Consider the following 16625-nt stretch of genomic DNA (forward strand, 5'->3'; position numbering starts at 1 on the left):
TGTTTTGAAAAATTTATAGGTTTCACTTTCTAAAAAAAGTGCTACTCATTGAAATTAGTAAACTACCTTGAACAAGCCTTTCGAAGTATTTTACAGTGAATAAAATTTTGATTTCAATGCAAGTCCTAGAGTATTAAATCCTGTTATAGTGTATATAAAATTAATTACAATGCCATTCAACAATCTCCTCAAATTCCTATTACGTTTTATAGGTTTTATAGGTTTTATATTAATTATTTCTTCCTGCGATTCTAAAATCGATACCCAGACTTACAATCCTAAAAAAGAAGAAGGTAAATATATTTTAACCCCAGAGATTGGAGACATACCAAAAATCCATGGACCTTCAGTTTTTGGAGTGAGACCTAATGCTCCTTTTTTATACACCATTCCTGCAACAGGGAAGCAACCTATTGAGTTTACTGTTGAAAAACTACCTGAAGGTTTACATGTTCATAACGAAACTGGAGTCATTAGCGGGGTTATCAAAAATGAAGAGCCTCAAGATTTAGATATAGTCTTGGTTGCTAAGAATCATTTAGGAGAAGCGAAAAAAACATTCAAAATAAAAGTAGGCAAGACCATTTGTTTAACGCCTCCCATGGGCTGGAACAGTTGGAATTGTTGGGGAGAATATGTAACTCAAGATAATGTTATTGCTTCAGCTAAAGCTATGGTGAATAAAGGCCTAAAAAATTATGGTTGGTCTTACATCAATATGGATGATGGTTGGCAATCACATCGAGGAGGTAAACACAATGCTATTTTAGCAGACTCTGTTAAATTTCCTAATATGAGCACTATGTGTAATAAAATCCATGATATGGGTTTAAAAGTGGGTATATATTCTTCCCCTTGGATTACTACCTATGCAGGACGTGTTGGTGGTTCTAGCGATACTAAAGATGGCTACTGGAATACATCTATGGATGATAGAAAATTAAAATCCGAACGCATTAATACACGAATAGCAGTATATACATTTGATACCAATGACGTCATACAATGGGCAGAATGGGGAATAGATTATTTAAAATACGACTGGAACCCTAATGAACCTGCTAGTACTATAAGAATGGCTAAGGCCTTGGAAAATAGTGGTAGAGATATAATTTATTCTATATCAAATACGGCACCATTAGAACATGCAAAATTATTCGGTAAGGTAGTCAATTGTTTTAGAACCTATGGTGATTTAAAGGATAGATGGGATGGAAAAGGAAGTCATAAAAGTATAAGAGACGAGTGGAAAGCACATAGGTATTGGTTAGAAAACGGGTTTCCCGGAGCACCAGGACATTTCCCAGACCCAGATATGTTGGTTGTTGGAGAGGTAAATACAAAAAGTAAAAACCCAATACCCTCTCGATTAACTGCAGATGAACAATATTCACACATCTCTCTATGGTCTCTCTGGTCAGCACCTTTACTTATAGGCTGCCCCATTGAAACAATGGACGATTTTACCGTGAAGCTACTCACAAACTCTGAGGTTTTAGCTATTAATCAAGATGAAAAAGGGACCCCAGGAAAATCCATAACTCAGAATGAAGATTTTGAAATTGTGGTAAAAGACCTAGCTGATGGCTCCAAAGCAGTGGGCTTATTTAATTTAAAAGAAAAAGAACAGATCATTAACCTAAATTGGAAAGACATTAATATTGAAGGCATAAAGAGCATTAGAGATCTATGGAGGCAAAAAAATATTGGCAACTATAAAGATCGCTTTTCTGCCGTTGTTCAGCCTCATGGTGTTATTTTAATACGTCTAGGATAGGATCAATTTAAATACATCTCTAACAAAAGAAAAAACATCAAACACTAACAACCTAAAAAGGCTATTGATCAACAAGTAGCTCTACAAAAAAAGTGATCAGTCATTCACAAATAAAAACGAAATAGTTTTCAAGAATAATACTTATGAAGATAAAAATATTTAAAACATTTTTTGCTACAGCAATACTTTTCTCATATGCTGCATGTAATACAACAGAAAAGAAAATAGAAACAGCTCAAGTGTCGCAAAAATATACAGGAAAAAATCCAAATATCATTTTCTTATTAGCAGATGATATGGGATATGGTGAATTAGGAAGTTATGGACAAAAAGATATTAAAACACCGTTTTTAGATGAACTAGCATCAAAAGGACTTCGATTTACAGATTTTTATGCAGGGACTTCTGTATGTGCTCCGTCCAGAGCAACGCTTATGACGGGAAAACATACCGGACACGCTACCATCCGAGCTAATGGTGGCGCAAATACTGGGAAATCACGCAGAGTACCTTTAAGTAAGTCCGAGATCACACTTGGTGAAATGCTTCAAGGAGCAGGTTACCAAACCGCTATGATTGGAAAATGGCATTTGGGTATTCCCGAAGATATGTCTACTTGGGCAAAAGGCCGTGGATTTGATTATGCAGTTCAGGAGCAATGGGGCGAAAATGAAAAAGGGATACTTTTAGATGAACGGGAACACTGGGTAAACAATAATCAAGATTCAGTATTTTACAATTACAATAACTATAAGTGCCTAGATGAATTTAGAACTAATTTTGCTTTAGAATATTTAGATAAAAAAAAGAGTGACAAGCCATTCTTTTTATACATGTCTTATAGAATACCTCATGCACATGAATTCTTTTTAAGCAAAACAGATCTATACGAAGACAAAATGGAAGCTTGGCCAGAAATAGAACGTCGTCATGCTGCACGTATTACCATGCTAGACTCCCAAATTAAAAGATTGTTCAATAAATTAAAAGAAAGAGGAGAATTAGAAAACACCTTAATTATATTTTCTAGTGATAATGGCCCTCATAAAGAGAACTATCACGATAATGAATTTTTTAAAAGTTCAGGAGGATTAAAAGGTTACAAACGTGCTCTATATGAAGGAGGGATACGAGTACCGATGATTGCTTATTGGGAAGGGAAAATACCTGAAGGAAATACCACAAAGCATCAAGCAACATTTTATGATATTATGCCCACATTGGCCGAGGTAGCTAACATCCCAATTCCAAAACAAACCGATGGTATTTCATTTTTACCAGAATTAACAAGGAAATCTCAAAAAAAGCATGAGCATTTATATTGGGAAATACATGAATCAGGTTATCATAAAAGTGTAGCACAAGCTGCTAGGATGGGGAATTGGAAAGCAGTGCGTACTGCAAAATCGGGTAAAACAGAATTATACGATTTAAGCAAAGATGTTTTTGAAATCAATAATGTAGCCGAAGATAACCCCGAGATAGTTCATAAAATGAATGAAATATTCAATAGTGAAAGCACAAAAAGTAAACATTACCCTTTAGCTGGAGGTTTATTTAAAATGTAGAAAATTGTGACTTTAAAAAAATAAAATTATGAAATTGAATATATTTAAATGGTTTTTAGTGGGTTTTATTTCATTAATGCACTCTCAAAATTACAAAAATTTTATAGCGCTTAAACCAGACTTGGCTAAAACCAGGATTGCTGAAGATTTTAATAAAAACTGGAAGTTCATATTATCAGATAGTACCGAGTTTAAAGATGATAATTTTAATGATTCGGACTGGAAAACATTAAATGTACCCCATGACTGGAGCATTGAGCATGCTTTTAATGAAAAAAATTCAGGAAGAAATGCCTGGTTACCCGGAGGAATTGGGTGGTACCGAAAAACGGTTCAAATTCCTAAAGAATATATAGATAAGGAGTTTAAAATAGAATTTGATGGTGTTTATAAAAATTCTACGCTTTGGGTAAATGGACATTATGTTGGTAATCAACATGACGGTTATACCAGTTTTTATTACAACATCTCACCTTTTTTAAACTTTGGAGGAGAGAATACCTTTGCCTTAAGAGTAGATAATTCGACACAACCTAACTGCCGTTGGTATTCGGGTTCTGGTATTTATCGGAATGTGCGTTTAACTATTACCAGTAAGTTGGCTGTAGAGCAATGGGGAACATTTATAACTACCCCTAAAGTTTCAGAAAGTTTAGCAGAAATATCCATACAAACCAAACTAAGAAACTATGATGATAGTACTAATTTTAATTTAGAAACCACAATTTACAATACGAGTGGGGAGCTTATAAAAACGCTAAAAACAACTGAGAAAATTGATAGAAAGTCCACCAAAGATATTTATCAAAATTTAAGTATTAATAATCCACAATTATGGTCAATCGAATCCCCCGAACTTTACATTGCAAAAAGTAAGATCATTATAAATACTAATGTAGTTGATGAATATGAAACTACATTTGGAATTAGATCGATTGAATTTCACCCAACAAAAGGATTTTTCCTAAATGGAAAAAACTTAAAATTAAAAGGGGTCTGTTTGCATAATGACGGAGGAGTTTTGGGTGTAGCTGTACCCATTGAAATATGGAAAAGACGATTAGGCAAACTAAAAGACATAGGATGTAATGCTATAAGAGCAGCACACAACCCGCCCTCGCCAGAATTTTTAGATTTATGTGATACTATGGGCTTTTTGGTTATGAATGAGTTTGTTGATAAATGGAATTCAGATACTATTAATGACAAAAAACAAAAAGGATTAAACAACTTTTTTAATCCTAATGGATTTGGAGATCCTTATTTTGAATTTGAATGGCAAAAAAATTACCAAGCTACCATAGAGCGAGATCGAAATCACCCAAGTGTAATTATGTGGAGTGTTGGTAATGAAAATTACCCTCCTGAAGCTAAAGAACAAGTGCAAGGCTTAAGGAAATATACATCCTTTGTTAGAAATTTAGATGCTACAAGACCTGTAATTTCAGGAATGGAAAGGGGCTTAGATAGTAAAGTAGAAGACAAAATAAATGCCATTATCAATGCTACTAACGAAATGGATTTAATTGCACTAAATTATGGCGAACAATGGTGTAAAGCTATTGGGAATAAAAATCCAGATAAACCTTTTGTTAGTACGGAAAGCTACAGGTATTTTAATAGTTCTCCAGAAAAACGTTTTGCAAATATAGAACGCTCCCCTTGGATAGATGTACTAGAAAACACGCATAATATGGGGCTCTTTCTTTGGGTAGGAATAGATTATTTAGGTGAGTCAAAAAAATTTCCAAAATTAGGTTCAGATAGTGGGCTATTAAACACTGCTGGGTTCAAAAAAGCAGCATCCTATTTGTATCAAGCATTTTGGACTGAAAAACCCATGGTACGTATAGCCGTTTATGAAGGAGACTCTAATGATTTTTCAACATCAGGACGTTGGGGGTGGCCAGCCATAAATGAAACTTGGAATTTTGAAAAAGGGAAGCATCTAGATGTAGTTACCTATACCAATTGTGAATCTGTTAACTTATATTTAAATAACAAACTCATTGGTAACAAAAAATTATCAGATTTCCCTAATTGGATAATGAAGTGGCAAGACTTGACATATGAAAAAGGGACACTTAAAGCTGTGGGAATTATAAAAGGTAAGGAAGTTTGTGAATTCCAATTAAAAACTGCTGGTGCTCCTCAAAAAATAGACTTTAAGGTACATGGAACTGCCTATAAAGCCGATGAAATTATTCAAATTGAAATATCCGTTTTGGATAGTAAAGGAGTACTCGTATCTCAAACCCCTGTTAATTTATCGTTTGACATAGAGGGAGATGCTAAAATCCTAGCATTAGATAATGGCGATATATACGATATAACTACTGCTAGTACTATACAATCCAAAAAAACTAACAATGGAAAATGTTTAGTTATTTTAAAAACAGGCAAAAAAGAAGGTGCCAAGTTGAAAGTAAGTTCTAAAGGAATTAAAGAAGCATTTTTTCATATTGTAGTTGACTAAATATACTAACCTAATTGAAATTTACACATAATGGAAATACTTATATTTGAACAAAGGGTTCGACTTTAAAAAAGTCAAACCCTCTATATTTTAAACTTACACACTTTACGGGAAGTGTCTTAAAATAGGTTTTTAAACCCCTCTAATTTATGTATTTGTTCACCTTCAAGCTTTATAGATTGTAAGTACCAATAAGCACGCCTAGCTAAAATAGTATTAGAGCTTTCTAATAGCTTTAAAAGTTGATTTGTTAATTTGCTACTATTTATTTTTCTTTCTTCCAGAATATCTAAAAATAAATTGAATTCTGGATATGGAGTGTTATTTGTTAAACTGCCACCTAAAGGTTCCATATATGCCGCAGTAAATTGATGTTCACTGTTTTTTAAACTATTCAAACTTAAAAGCCTTAAAGATTTACTACCCGTAGTGTACATTTTATGTATATATTCTAAATATATATGCCTAATACTCCTTTCTAAATACCCAATGGCTAAATTATTTAATAAAGTATTATGATAATTTGCATTATAAACAGCTTCCAAGGATGCTTTAGTGTAGGAGTTTCTTTTAGTTAAAAATTCCATTGCAAAAACTTGTTGTTTATAACTACCACAATCTAAGCTATATTGTAGTTGCTGATCGGTGTATTTTTGTGCTGTAATTGTTCTTATACGATCAACTAATTCTCCATTTGCCCAATGCCATAACGTATAACACGTCCAAACAGCACCTTGTACAATTTCATCATTCCCTAGACTTATCGTTGCTCCAGAAAGTGCATCATAAGCATTATGTACTGCTTGCTTTACCAATTGTTCTTTAAAATAATCTTTTAAAACAGAAGCTTCATTATTCAATATATTGTGAAGACTTAAGTAATCTTCTTCTGTAAAAAGAAGGCCTTCTTCTTTTTCTAAATCTACCCCCTCTTCAAGTTCAAACTTTTGGTATTTCCCTAGAGTATCCCAGTACAAGCGAACCATAACCACTTTACAAACTTTACTTCCGCAAATAACCGATTCTATATCGGTGTAAAAAAGGCTTTTCCCTAAGGAGTTTTCTGTAAATTCATGTAAAGTAACACTTACCTTGCCTTGATCTTGTATCCCTTTATGTGTGATCTGTACATTATAAGATGTATTTAATCTATTTTGAGAATAAACTGAAAACCCTACTGCTTCCAAAACGGAAAGCAAAAGGGTAAAACTTATAGATACTATAGTATTAAATAATTTCATTTATGAATAACATCGCACTTCAAACAATTTTGCAGTGTCATGATTGTAGGTTTCATGCATAGTAAGACGTAGTGCCGTAATTTGTTCCGTATCGAAATGAAATTTAACTAATCGGGTTAAATTATTTTCTTTTGCTCCTACCTTTTTCCATATTCCATTAACTCGAACTTCAAGATCTAATTTTTTCAGTAACTCTTTCGGTATTTCTGTTCTATAATGACTTTTATCTGCAGGCATTTTACGCATGGTAATCTGGGTCTGAAGATTGGTATCACATTTTAATTCAAATTTAGAGAGTGCTACTGGTTTTTCCCACTCCATTTGAAGTTGCGCTGGTAATTGTTCCGATTGCCAATGATGTATTTCGCCATTTATGTCTCTTGAATACCCATCTGTCAACAACTTAACATCTCCAGATTTTGTTGAAGATGCAAAAATAATAGTTGCCGTTTTAGCAAAATCTTTAGGATCATTTGCCGGTCGATTTGGGATAAAAACATCATCTCGAAGCAATTGTTCTTGTAGCTCTTTAATATATTTTTGACCAACCTCTTTGGGTAACATATTCTTATTTACACAAAATGTTGCTGCTGTGCCTATAGCCTGTCCCATTAAGGCACAAGTTCCTTGAATACGTGTCGAAGATAACGCTATATGAGTAAGACTTGCATTACGACCGGCAAACATTAAATTCGAAATATTTTTTGAATAAAGACAACGAAAAGGCACCTCATAAATTTCTTTAAAATTTTCATGAAAAAAACTTGGAGGAAGATCGGGTCTTGCAATGCCTCCAGGATTATGTTCATCCAAAGACCAGCCTCCATAAGCCACGGCATCTTCATAATGCCTATACCCCAATAAATCTCCTTCTGTTAAAATATGTTCTCCTATAAACCTTCTTGATTCGCGTCTTCCAGGAAGGGAACCTACCCATTTAAGTGCATAATTTGCAGCACCTGGGTGGTCTCCAGAGTTTTTTATGTAATCCCAAACCCCATGCAAATGCCCCAAAAGCTTATGTCTATTATGCTCTCTTTCTTTTATAATATCGAATTCGCTACCCAATTCAACCCACCAATAACCATCTTTATAATTAGTAATCTTACGGCGCTTATTATCTTCTTCAGATGGTGTATACTTTATCGCAAATTTTGGAGGAGTATATGGCATTGGCCTCCCCATATCTTCCCCTATGAGCATTATAGACCCTCCCATTTGCCATCCATCGGGTTGATCTGGAGCATATTTTTCACCAAACTCTTCTTTTCCTTCTCTACCAGTACGATACATAGCCCCAGCCTTAGCTGCCATAAGTCCATCCCCTGAACAATCTAAAAAAACCTTTCCTTTTATGATAAACTCAGTCTCTGTAGATATTTGCCAACATTTAGCCGCAATAATTTTATCCTTGTCCATAATAGCATCTACGGCATGCGTATTCAACATGAGGGTTAAGTTGGGTTCTCGTGTTACAAAATCATATAAAATATGATCCCAAATTGGATAAGATTCTTGTGGGTTATAAGCTCTATTTTCTATTAAAAATTCTTCTATAATACCGGTCTCTCTTTCTGGCAATCCTGTCCCTTTTAAATGACTCACTCCATTAACCGTTACTCTTATTTCACTCGAGGCATTCCCGCCAATAACTGGTCTATCATTAATTAAGACAGTTTTAGCTCCATTTCTTGCCGAAGCAACAGCAGCTGGTATACCCGACATTCCCGCTCCTATGACAACCACATCGTATGTTACTTCTTGCTTGCGTAAAGGAATTTCCTTTTTACCAGTTGCTAAACAATCCCAATCATCTTTTGTTCTATCAGAAAGAGGTATTTCAGTGGGTGTAATTTCTGAAGAGCAACCCACAGGTACTAAACCTACTGCTGAAGCACTCGCAATATTTTTTATAAAATTTCTTCTTTTCATAATCAAATTCACATTTTTAAGGATAGTTAAATTGAGTTTAATAGTATATTATGTCTTCATACTAGACAAGGCTTTGAATTTACCTACTTAAAATTCTATTTTTTATTTACTTGTAAATACTTTTTGTATTCCGAGCTTAAATGTTGAAATCCAATTTCATCCCCATCTAACATTTTTTGGTACAATTCAGGCTTTGTTTGCTTCACCCAATTGTATAGTTTTTCTGCATTAGGAATTACTGGTTCATAAGAGCCTGTATTAAAATGGTTTTCCTCCATCCCAATCAATTCTTTTCGCAGTTCATCTAACTTAACAGCGTACTTTGGATCATCAGCTAAATTGTGTAATTCTTCAGGGTCTTTTTTCAGATCATAGAGTTCTTCACTCGGTTTTTGAGGTTGAAAAAATAAATTTTGATCTCTATTCAGTTTTTTTTCTAGGTGTAGCTTTCGCATGACATGTACCGCAGGCCTATAAAACTCTAAATAGGCTTGGTGTGCATCATATGGAATTTCTGTTTTGTCATTTCGAATATATTTCCATTTATCGGAAGTTATGGCTCTGGATTTATCATCAATCTCATCCCAAAGATCTCTGGTTCCAAAGACAAACTCTCTTTGAAAATCTTTTTTAAAGATTGATTTCCCTGTAAAATAGTCCGGGATATTCACCTTTGCAAAGTCTAAAATAGTGGCTGTGATATCGGTAGCACTAACCACATCTTTTCGTACCTGACCAGGCTTTAACTCATTTGGGTAGTAAACAATTAAAGGGATATGCAATCCTTCATCATAGAGATATCCTTTGCCTCGTATATTACACCTTCCATTATCACCAATAAAAATAACAATGGTGTTTTTTAATAGGTCTTTTTGCTTTAATTCATCAAAAATTAGCCCTACTTCCTTATCCATATACTCTATTTGATCTAAATATTTTGCCCAGTCTAGTCTAATTTTTGGATGATCTGCAAAATATGATGGTAATTTAATTTTATTAGGATCATGAGGATGTTTCGATTTTTTTCTAATAGCATTCCACCAATCTCCTCTGTGTGTCACCTTTAATTGTATTTGAGCAAAAAATGGCTCATCAGATTTTTCAAACCTATCGTACTTATCAAACAATCCAAATTCTTTATCTCCATCCCACGCACCTAATGGCTTGTGCTTAAAATTCACATCAATCTTTCTCCCTTTGGTAAATACCTGATGATTCCCTAATATCGTTGTATACCCCACTTTACGTAACCAATACGTAAATGGTTTGTATGGTTTTTTTAACGGAATATTTCGGTTACTCCTATGATGTTGTGCGTTGGTTAGTAACTGATGCACTCCAAGCATCATAGCCGACCTACTAGGGGAGCAAATAGGGTTAGTCACAAAACAATTATCAAAACGTACGCCTTGAGTAGCCATTTTATTCAAATTTGGTGTCTTTACATCTGGCATTCCATAGCATTCTAAATCAAGACTCATATCTTCTGCCATCAACCATACGATATTTGGCTTCTTTTGCTGCGCAATAGACTGCAAAAAAAACATGAGCAATAATGATATTAAAAAGCTTCTATTCATAAATGTGTAACTTGAATAAGTCTTTTATGATTATTTCCAAGGAAAAAGATCGGACTCGTGATGTTCATTTTCCATTATACTTGAAAGTTCTTTGACCAGTGTAGGATAATTTGATGCAATATTGTTGGATTCACTTGGATCTAGGGATAAATTGTATAATTCTACAGCTTTTGGCTTTCCCTTTAGCATATTGTATTGCACTAATTTCCACGCTCCTTTTCGGACTGCTTTTCTCCCTCCTTTAGCAGGAAACTCCCAATACAAAAACTCATGTTTTTTCTGCAGTTTGGTTTTATTTAATAAGGTAGGAACAAATGAAATTCCATCTATTTCATTTGTAATCGTTGCTCCTGCAATTTCGGCAAAGGTGGGTAAAACATCCCAAAAAGCAGAAACATGATCACTAGTCGAACCTGGATTCACTTTACCTGGCCACTTTACCACAAAAGGTGTTCGAATACCTCCTTCATATAAATCTCGTTTCTTTCCTCGTAACCCTCCCGAACTATTAAAAAATTCAGGTTTTAAACCGCCTTCATTATGCGGTCCATTGTCCGATGCAAACATGATCACGGTATTATCTTCAATTCCTAAGTCTTTTACTTTCTGAAGAATTTCACCCACATAATTGTCCAATCTGTGGACCATTGCAGCATAAGTGGCATTGGGTTTTTCCTGTGGACAATAGTGCTCTTTTATGATATCAGGACCATAATCAGTGGTATATCCATTTTCTTCACCATGAGGTATTTCATCAAATTTCCCATCATACTTTTTGAAAATTTCATCATTGGGAGCAATCAATTCGGCATGAGGAAGCACTAAAGGAATAAAAGCAAAAAATGGATGTTCTTTATTTTCTTCAATAAACTTTATACGCTCTTTTTGAATCATATCTGGGGCATACGTAACCTTATGTGTCCAATCATTCCCCTCTAAAAGCACTTTTTCATTATTATCCCATAAGTGAGTTGGATAGTACCTATGGGCTAAACGTTGACAGTTGTACCCATAAAACTTATCAAATCCTTGATTATTTGGATCTCCTTCCGAACCTATAAATCCTAATCCCCATTTTCCAAAAGCTCCTGTAACATATCCTGCCTCTTGAAGCACTTCTGCAAAAGTCAATGACTCCGCAGGCAATGCTACTTGTCCTTCTGTTTTTAACTCTTTATTTCCTCTAATGGGTGTATTTCCAGTGTGTAAACCTGTTAATAAGCTTGACCTAGATGGTGCACAAACAGCCGATCCGGTGTAATGTTGTGTAAATTTCATCCCTTCAGCTACTAGCTTATCAATATTTGGCGTTTTAAATTTCTGCTGACCATAACTACTCAAATCTCCATAACCTAAATCATCAGCCAGTATATAAATGATATTCGGTTTTTTAATTTTATCTTGCGTTAGTTTTTCAGAAGGAGTTACTTTATTCTTACAAGATGTTAACCCCAGAAGAAACAACATTATTACTTTAATATTTTTTATGCCTAAAATTTTCATTGAAGTCTTTTTAATTAAAGTTTACGCTTTCTGATAAACCCTCTGTTGTGATCATTTTTTTAGCTTTTCCTTTATATCGATTATTCTTAAACACAATACCTTTCGATGATTTTATTTGTATCACCTCATTTTGATTATGTAATGCTTTAAATTTCTTGCTATTAGCAATGGTATTCCCTTGAAATAAAAGATGATTCGTATTGGCTATCTGAAGTATTAGGTTGTCAAAGTGTTTAAATGTATTATTCGTAATTTCAATATTATTAAAGGCGATATTTTCATTGTCATCATCGGTAACCAATCGAATCACCCCTCTGTTGAAACCACTGTGTTGACAATCTTCAAAAGTGTTATTCTTTATGATCAAATTATTGGCATTTCCAGATTCATACCAGTGTCCACTTTCTACAGGAATCAAAAGTGCTTCCATTTCTGTATGAAAATAATTCCCTTCAATTAATGCTCCTTTTGGTGTTGACAATAATAAACCACGAGCTCTATTACGGCTAATATCGCAGTTAACTACTTCGAGATAAGGGTATGCATCTAGATTTTCAATAAGATCTCCTGACTTCACATCCTTAGAAAGCGTTTCATTGAACGTAATTACCTGATATCTTCTATTTACTTTCTTGATACTTTTAATCGTCAATTCATCATAGTGATAAAAAGAATTTGATAATCTAACCAAACCTATTTTATCTCCTTCTTTTCCAATAACAAAACCTTGTTGTTGGTAATGCCCCATACGCACTCCTAGTTGATTTGGCCCCAACACATCTATAATTTCTTGATAAGTACCATGAACATTAGAAGCATCATCTAACTGGTTATTAAACACACAATTTTTTAACACTACTTTACCCCTACATCCTACAAAATGGGTCGCATCTGCCGTTGTAGAAACCATACGCCCTTTTGATGGAGTCACTTTTACTGCATCCAATGTCAAGTTTTCAGAATTCTCGGCAATAACACCCATTCCACCTGCATGATGAATGCTAACATTATTCATATTGAATTCTTTCGTCCAAGTAACACGAACAGCAGGTGCCACTCTATTGTATTTTTGACTCCCCTTTGTTGCTAAAATCAATCCTACTTTAGGCATTTTTTTACGATGATTATATACACGCACTAAACCAGGCTCAAGCTCTTTTACCACTAGACTATGTGCTGTTCCCAATTTTCCATGAAACTTAGATCTTTTGTCAATCTTATATTTGTATTGAATATCTTCTACTCCAAATCTTGACTCAGCTTTCCCCCAATTGGTTAAACCTCCATAAGCTTCTGTATCAAAAGCTATAGCATTCCTATCTGGATCATAGTAAATGGCCTGCCCAATAGAATGTTCGTAATATTCTTTAATAAAGTAGAGTTGACCGTTTCTAATTTCATAGGGATACTCCTTTGAAATACGAAAATCTATTGTTTTATCTTTTTTATTAACTGCTACAACCTCCATTTCACTATGAAAGCTCATAGCCCAATCAATACTAAAGTTTTTTAGTGTAATGTCTTCCGAATGATCTATTAAAAAGGGAATCATAAGCCCATGAAATATAAAAGTAGCTCCATTTCCATCAATCGTTAAGCCTTTTTTATTAAAAATTGGCATTGCGGTATACACAAAAACATCATCATGATTTGAAATATGGCAAAACTGTTCTAAACCCTTATCCGGATAAAAGTGATACGTTCCTTTTTCAAAAGTAACCGTTACTCCTTCTTCATCTATAGATTGTATCGTGCTTAATACACTCGCCGTGGCATCCGCAGCTATAGAAAGATCAAAGCTTTTGACTTTCTGCGCTTGGGCTGAAAATATTCTAATTATTAAACAAAAAAATAAGCAAAATGCTTTAATTATTTTTTTTTTCATCATTAAGTAATTAATAGTGATCGTTTCTTTAAATTATGAGAAGCCTTTTTAATTCGATATCTAAAAAATTGAAATTCTTTATATCAAATATCAATTAAAGCGGTAATATCATAACTACCAAAAAACTCCTCTAAGGGTATCTATTTAATTTTTGACACTTCGATAAATTTTATAATTACTACCCTGAAATGTATACACTACCACTTGAGTAGTTTGAAGTATATAATACATTTAAAAGAAGGTAATTATTATTTGCCAAAAACGTTATAATTATTTAAACAAAGTTGCATTAATTTAAAACGATTAACAGGGGATAAAATCATTCAAAAAAAGAGGGAAATTAATTTATGCTCCTATATTTACATTCATTCGAAGTTGAACCTAAGCCAATCAATCAATTCATATTTATCTTCTTAACTAAAACCAACAGATAGCCCATCCATTTAAAGAGGGGTAAAAATTCATTTAAATCACTCTATTGCGATTCAAACAAAAAAAGCTTTGATTTTATATATTAAATTGATCTGTCAATAGTTATTTAATTATACATGAAAAGTTCACAATATCGAAAGCTACTCCCTGTTTTTTTATTCGCCATTCTAAATATTACCGCCCAAAACCATTCAAAAAGTTTAATTGATTTTTTTGAACCCATTCCTTCTAAACCAAAAAAAGCATCTAAGGTATGGGGAGATTCAGCTGTAATTTCTAGAGATCCTAATAATGGTCTTGAAGACACTTCATTAAAAAATTGGTGCTATTGGGATGGTAAAATCGTGAAAGATCATAAAGGAAAGTTTCATATGTATGCCAGCAGATGGAATCAGGAAAGTAGTCATCATGATGGATGGACCAAAAATTCCAAAGGCTGTCACGCGGTCAGCAATCACCTATTAGGTCCTTATAAAGACAAAGGTGAAACTTGGCCACAATGGCATAATGGTAAAGGGCACAATGTAGTTGGTCTACGCATGCATGATGGCAGGTATGCTACGATCAGTAGTGAAATCACCAGTGGACAAGTATTTGTATCCGACACTCCAAATGGTCCTTTCAAATTACTTGGAGACTTAAAAATTGACCCTAATGGTTTCTACAGAGGGCTTGGTCGCTATGATGAACTTGATGACGGTGCGTTAAGAGGAGGAGGCATAGGCCGTTTGGCCAATGTGATGATTTTTCTTAAACCCAATGGTCAGTACATGCTACTAGCTAGACATTGCGTACCTATGCTAAGCAATTCTGGGATATTAGGCCCCTATAAAATGATGTCGGATAAGGCTTGGAAAGGAGTGGATGGTATCCCTCAATTTAAAATGGAAGATCCTACCATATGGTATAGTAACAATCTCTATCATATTGTAGTCAATCATTATGGAGATGATACTACCTATCATTTAACCTCAGAAGATGGTCTTCATAATTGGCAAAACAGAGGTATTGCTTTTAAAAAGGACCAATCTATTTTCCGTTACGATGACGGAACTACCATTAATTGGTATACCGTTCAAAGACCAACCGTTTATACCGATGGTGAAACCGTAAAAGCTTTCAATTTCTCTGTTATCGATGTGCACAAAGGACGTGATAACGGAAATGACAATCATGGAAGTAAAATTGTTGTCGTCCCTTTTAACGGAAAAGCTTTTGCGGAATATATGAATACACTTGTACAACAAGAACATACTACAACAGATGCTACACCTGTTCCTAGCTCTTGGGATTCCAAAGATATTGGAGCAGTACATATTGAAGGAAATTCAGGGTTTAATGAAAAACTAAACACCTTTCGAATTAAATCGTCTGGACATGATTTGGAAGGAAAAAAAGATGCTTTTCGTTATGTGTACCAAAAAATCGATGGCGATGTATCGCTAAAAACACAAATCTTATCTCAAGATATTTCAACAGTTTCTACAAATGCGGGTCTCATGATTAGAGCTGATCTAGATGATAATGCACCATTTGTAGCTTTAAGTATTTCAAGCCAAGGAAAACTCAGTTTTAGTAAAAGAGAAACCTTAGGCACTGCTGTAGTGCAACTAAAACAATTAGATATCCATTCGCCCTACTGGCTTCGCCTGGAAAGAAGAGAAAATATCATATCGGCATGGATATCAAGTAGCAATCGTTACAATTGGACTAAAGTAGGTGAAACCACACTAAACACTACACAACCGATTTATGCTGGTTTGTGTGCTGCTAACACCACAAATACTGCAGAAAGTATTTCTCGTTTTAAAGATGTTGATTTGCACTCGTGGGGTACTCCTTTAAAGGAAGGTTTTACAGCACATACCTTTCCTGATACCATTCCAACTTCTGGAAAAATCAATTTTGATGTGGACTATGAAGCACAACAATCACTAGATATTTTTGTAGAACTTCAAAATGTAGAAACTCTTAAAAAATACAAGGTATTACGTAAGCGACTCAAACGAAAAGGAACGATTCAGCTTGTATATGATGCTGGAGAATCCTTACCTCCTAAAAGTTCATTTTGGTTGGTACTAAAGGCTATCCCAATGCATGCTCATGATAGCGAAGCCATTCAAAGTAGCTTTAAAAAGGTATTTACAGATTAATTAAAGTAAAAAAATAGGTATCCATCCGAGCAAACACATATTTTAAATTACACAGTTGTGTTTTAAGTTTGAAGAAAC

The 16625-nt window shown here is 34.3% G+C and carries 9 protein-coding genes; 4 read left to right on the top strand and 5 right to left on the bottom strand.

Going from position 1 to position 16625, the window contains the following annotated elements:
- Positions 1-169 precede the first annotated feature (169 nt).
- The 3 genes from KQA_RS0209615 (at position 170) to KQA_RS0209625 (ending at position 5821) form a co-directional block, all read left to right on the top strand.
- Positions 170-1777, top strand: coding sequence for a glycoside hydrolase family 27 protein (locus tag KQA_RS0209615; RefSeq protein ID WP_010180526.1), 1608 nt, complete (start codon positions 170-172; stop codon positions 1775-1777).
- Positions 1778-1920: 143 nt separating this feature from the next.
- Positions 1921-3345 (top strand): arylsulfatase, encoded by a 1425-nt coding sequence (locus KQA_RS0209620; protein ID WP_010180528.1) that lies wholly within the window; start codon positions 1921-1923, stop codon positions 3343-3345.
- Between the two features lie 28 nt (positions 3346-3373).
- Positions 3374-5821 carry a glycoside hydrolase family 2 TIM barrel-domain containing protein gene (locus KQA_RS0209625; RefSeq protein ID WP_010180530.1) on the top strand — a complete coding sequence of 816 codons (2448 nt, stop codon included), beginning with the start codon at positions 3374-3376 and terminating at the stop codon, positions 5819-5821.
- Between the two features lie 119 nt (positions 5822-5940).
- On the opposite strand, the gene KQA_RS19555 is transcribed toward KQA_RS0209625, so the two are convergent.
- The 5 genes from KQA_RS19555 to KQA_RS0209650 all read right to left on the bottom strand — a co-directional run bounded on the left by KQA_RS19555 (position 5941) and on the right by KQA_RS0209650 (position 13962).
- Entirely contained in the window at positions 5941-7062 is a 1122-nt protein-coding gene (locus tag KQA_RS19555) for a hypothetical protein (RefSeq protein WP_010180532.1), read from the bottom strand.
- A complete protein-coding gene (locus tag KQA_RS0209635) occupies positions 7063-8994 on the bottom strand; it encodes an FAD-dependent oxidoreductase (protein WP_010180534.1) in 1932 nt (643 codons plus the stop codon). It abuts the gene before it with no gap.
- Positions 8995-9089: 95 nt separating this feature from the next.
- The gene (locus tag KQA_RS0209640; protein ID WP_029209547.1) at positions 9090-10574 is read right to left on the bottom strand and encodes a sulfatase family protein; all 1485 of its coding nucleotides are present in this window, start codon (positions 10572-10574) and stop codon (positions 9090-9092) included.
- A gap of 30 nt (positions 10575-10604) precedes the next feature.
- Positions 10605-12077: an arylsulfatase gene (locus KQA_RS0209645; protein WP_010180539.1), complete on the bottom strand. Its 1473-nt coding sequence runs from the start codon at positions 12075-12077 to the stop codon at positions 10605-10607.
- 10 nt (positions 12078-12087) lie between these two features.
- The gene (locus KQA_RS0209650; protein ID WP_157366640.1) at positions 12088-13962 is read right to left on the bottom strand and encodes a right-handed parallel beta-helix repeat-containing protein; all 1875 of its coding nucleotides are present in this window, start codon (positions 13960-13962) and stop codon (positions 12088-12090) included.
- 548 nt (positions 13963-14510) lie between these two features.
- Between KQA_RS0209650 and KQA_RS19560 the strand changes: the two genes are divergently transcribed.
- Positions 14511-16547 (top strand): glycoside hydrolase family protein, encoded by a 2037-nt coding sequence (locus KQA_RS19560; protein ID WP_010180543.1) that lies wholly within the window; start codon positions 14511-14513, stop codon positions 16545-16547.
- Positions 16548-16625: the final 78 nt, after the last annotated feature.

Source organism: Aquimarina agarilytica ZC1, from assembly GCF_000255455.1.
Taxonomy (GTDB): Bacteria; Bacteroidota; Bacteroidia; order Flavobacteriales; family Flavobacteriaceae; genus Aquimarina; species Aquimarina agarilytica.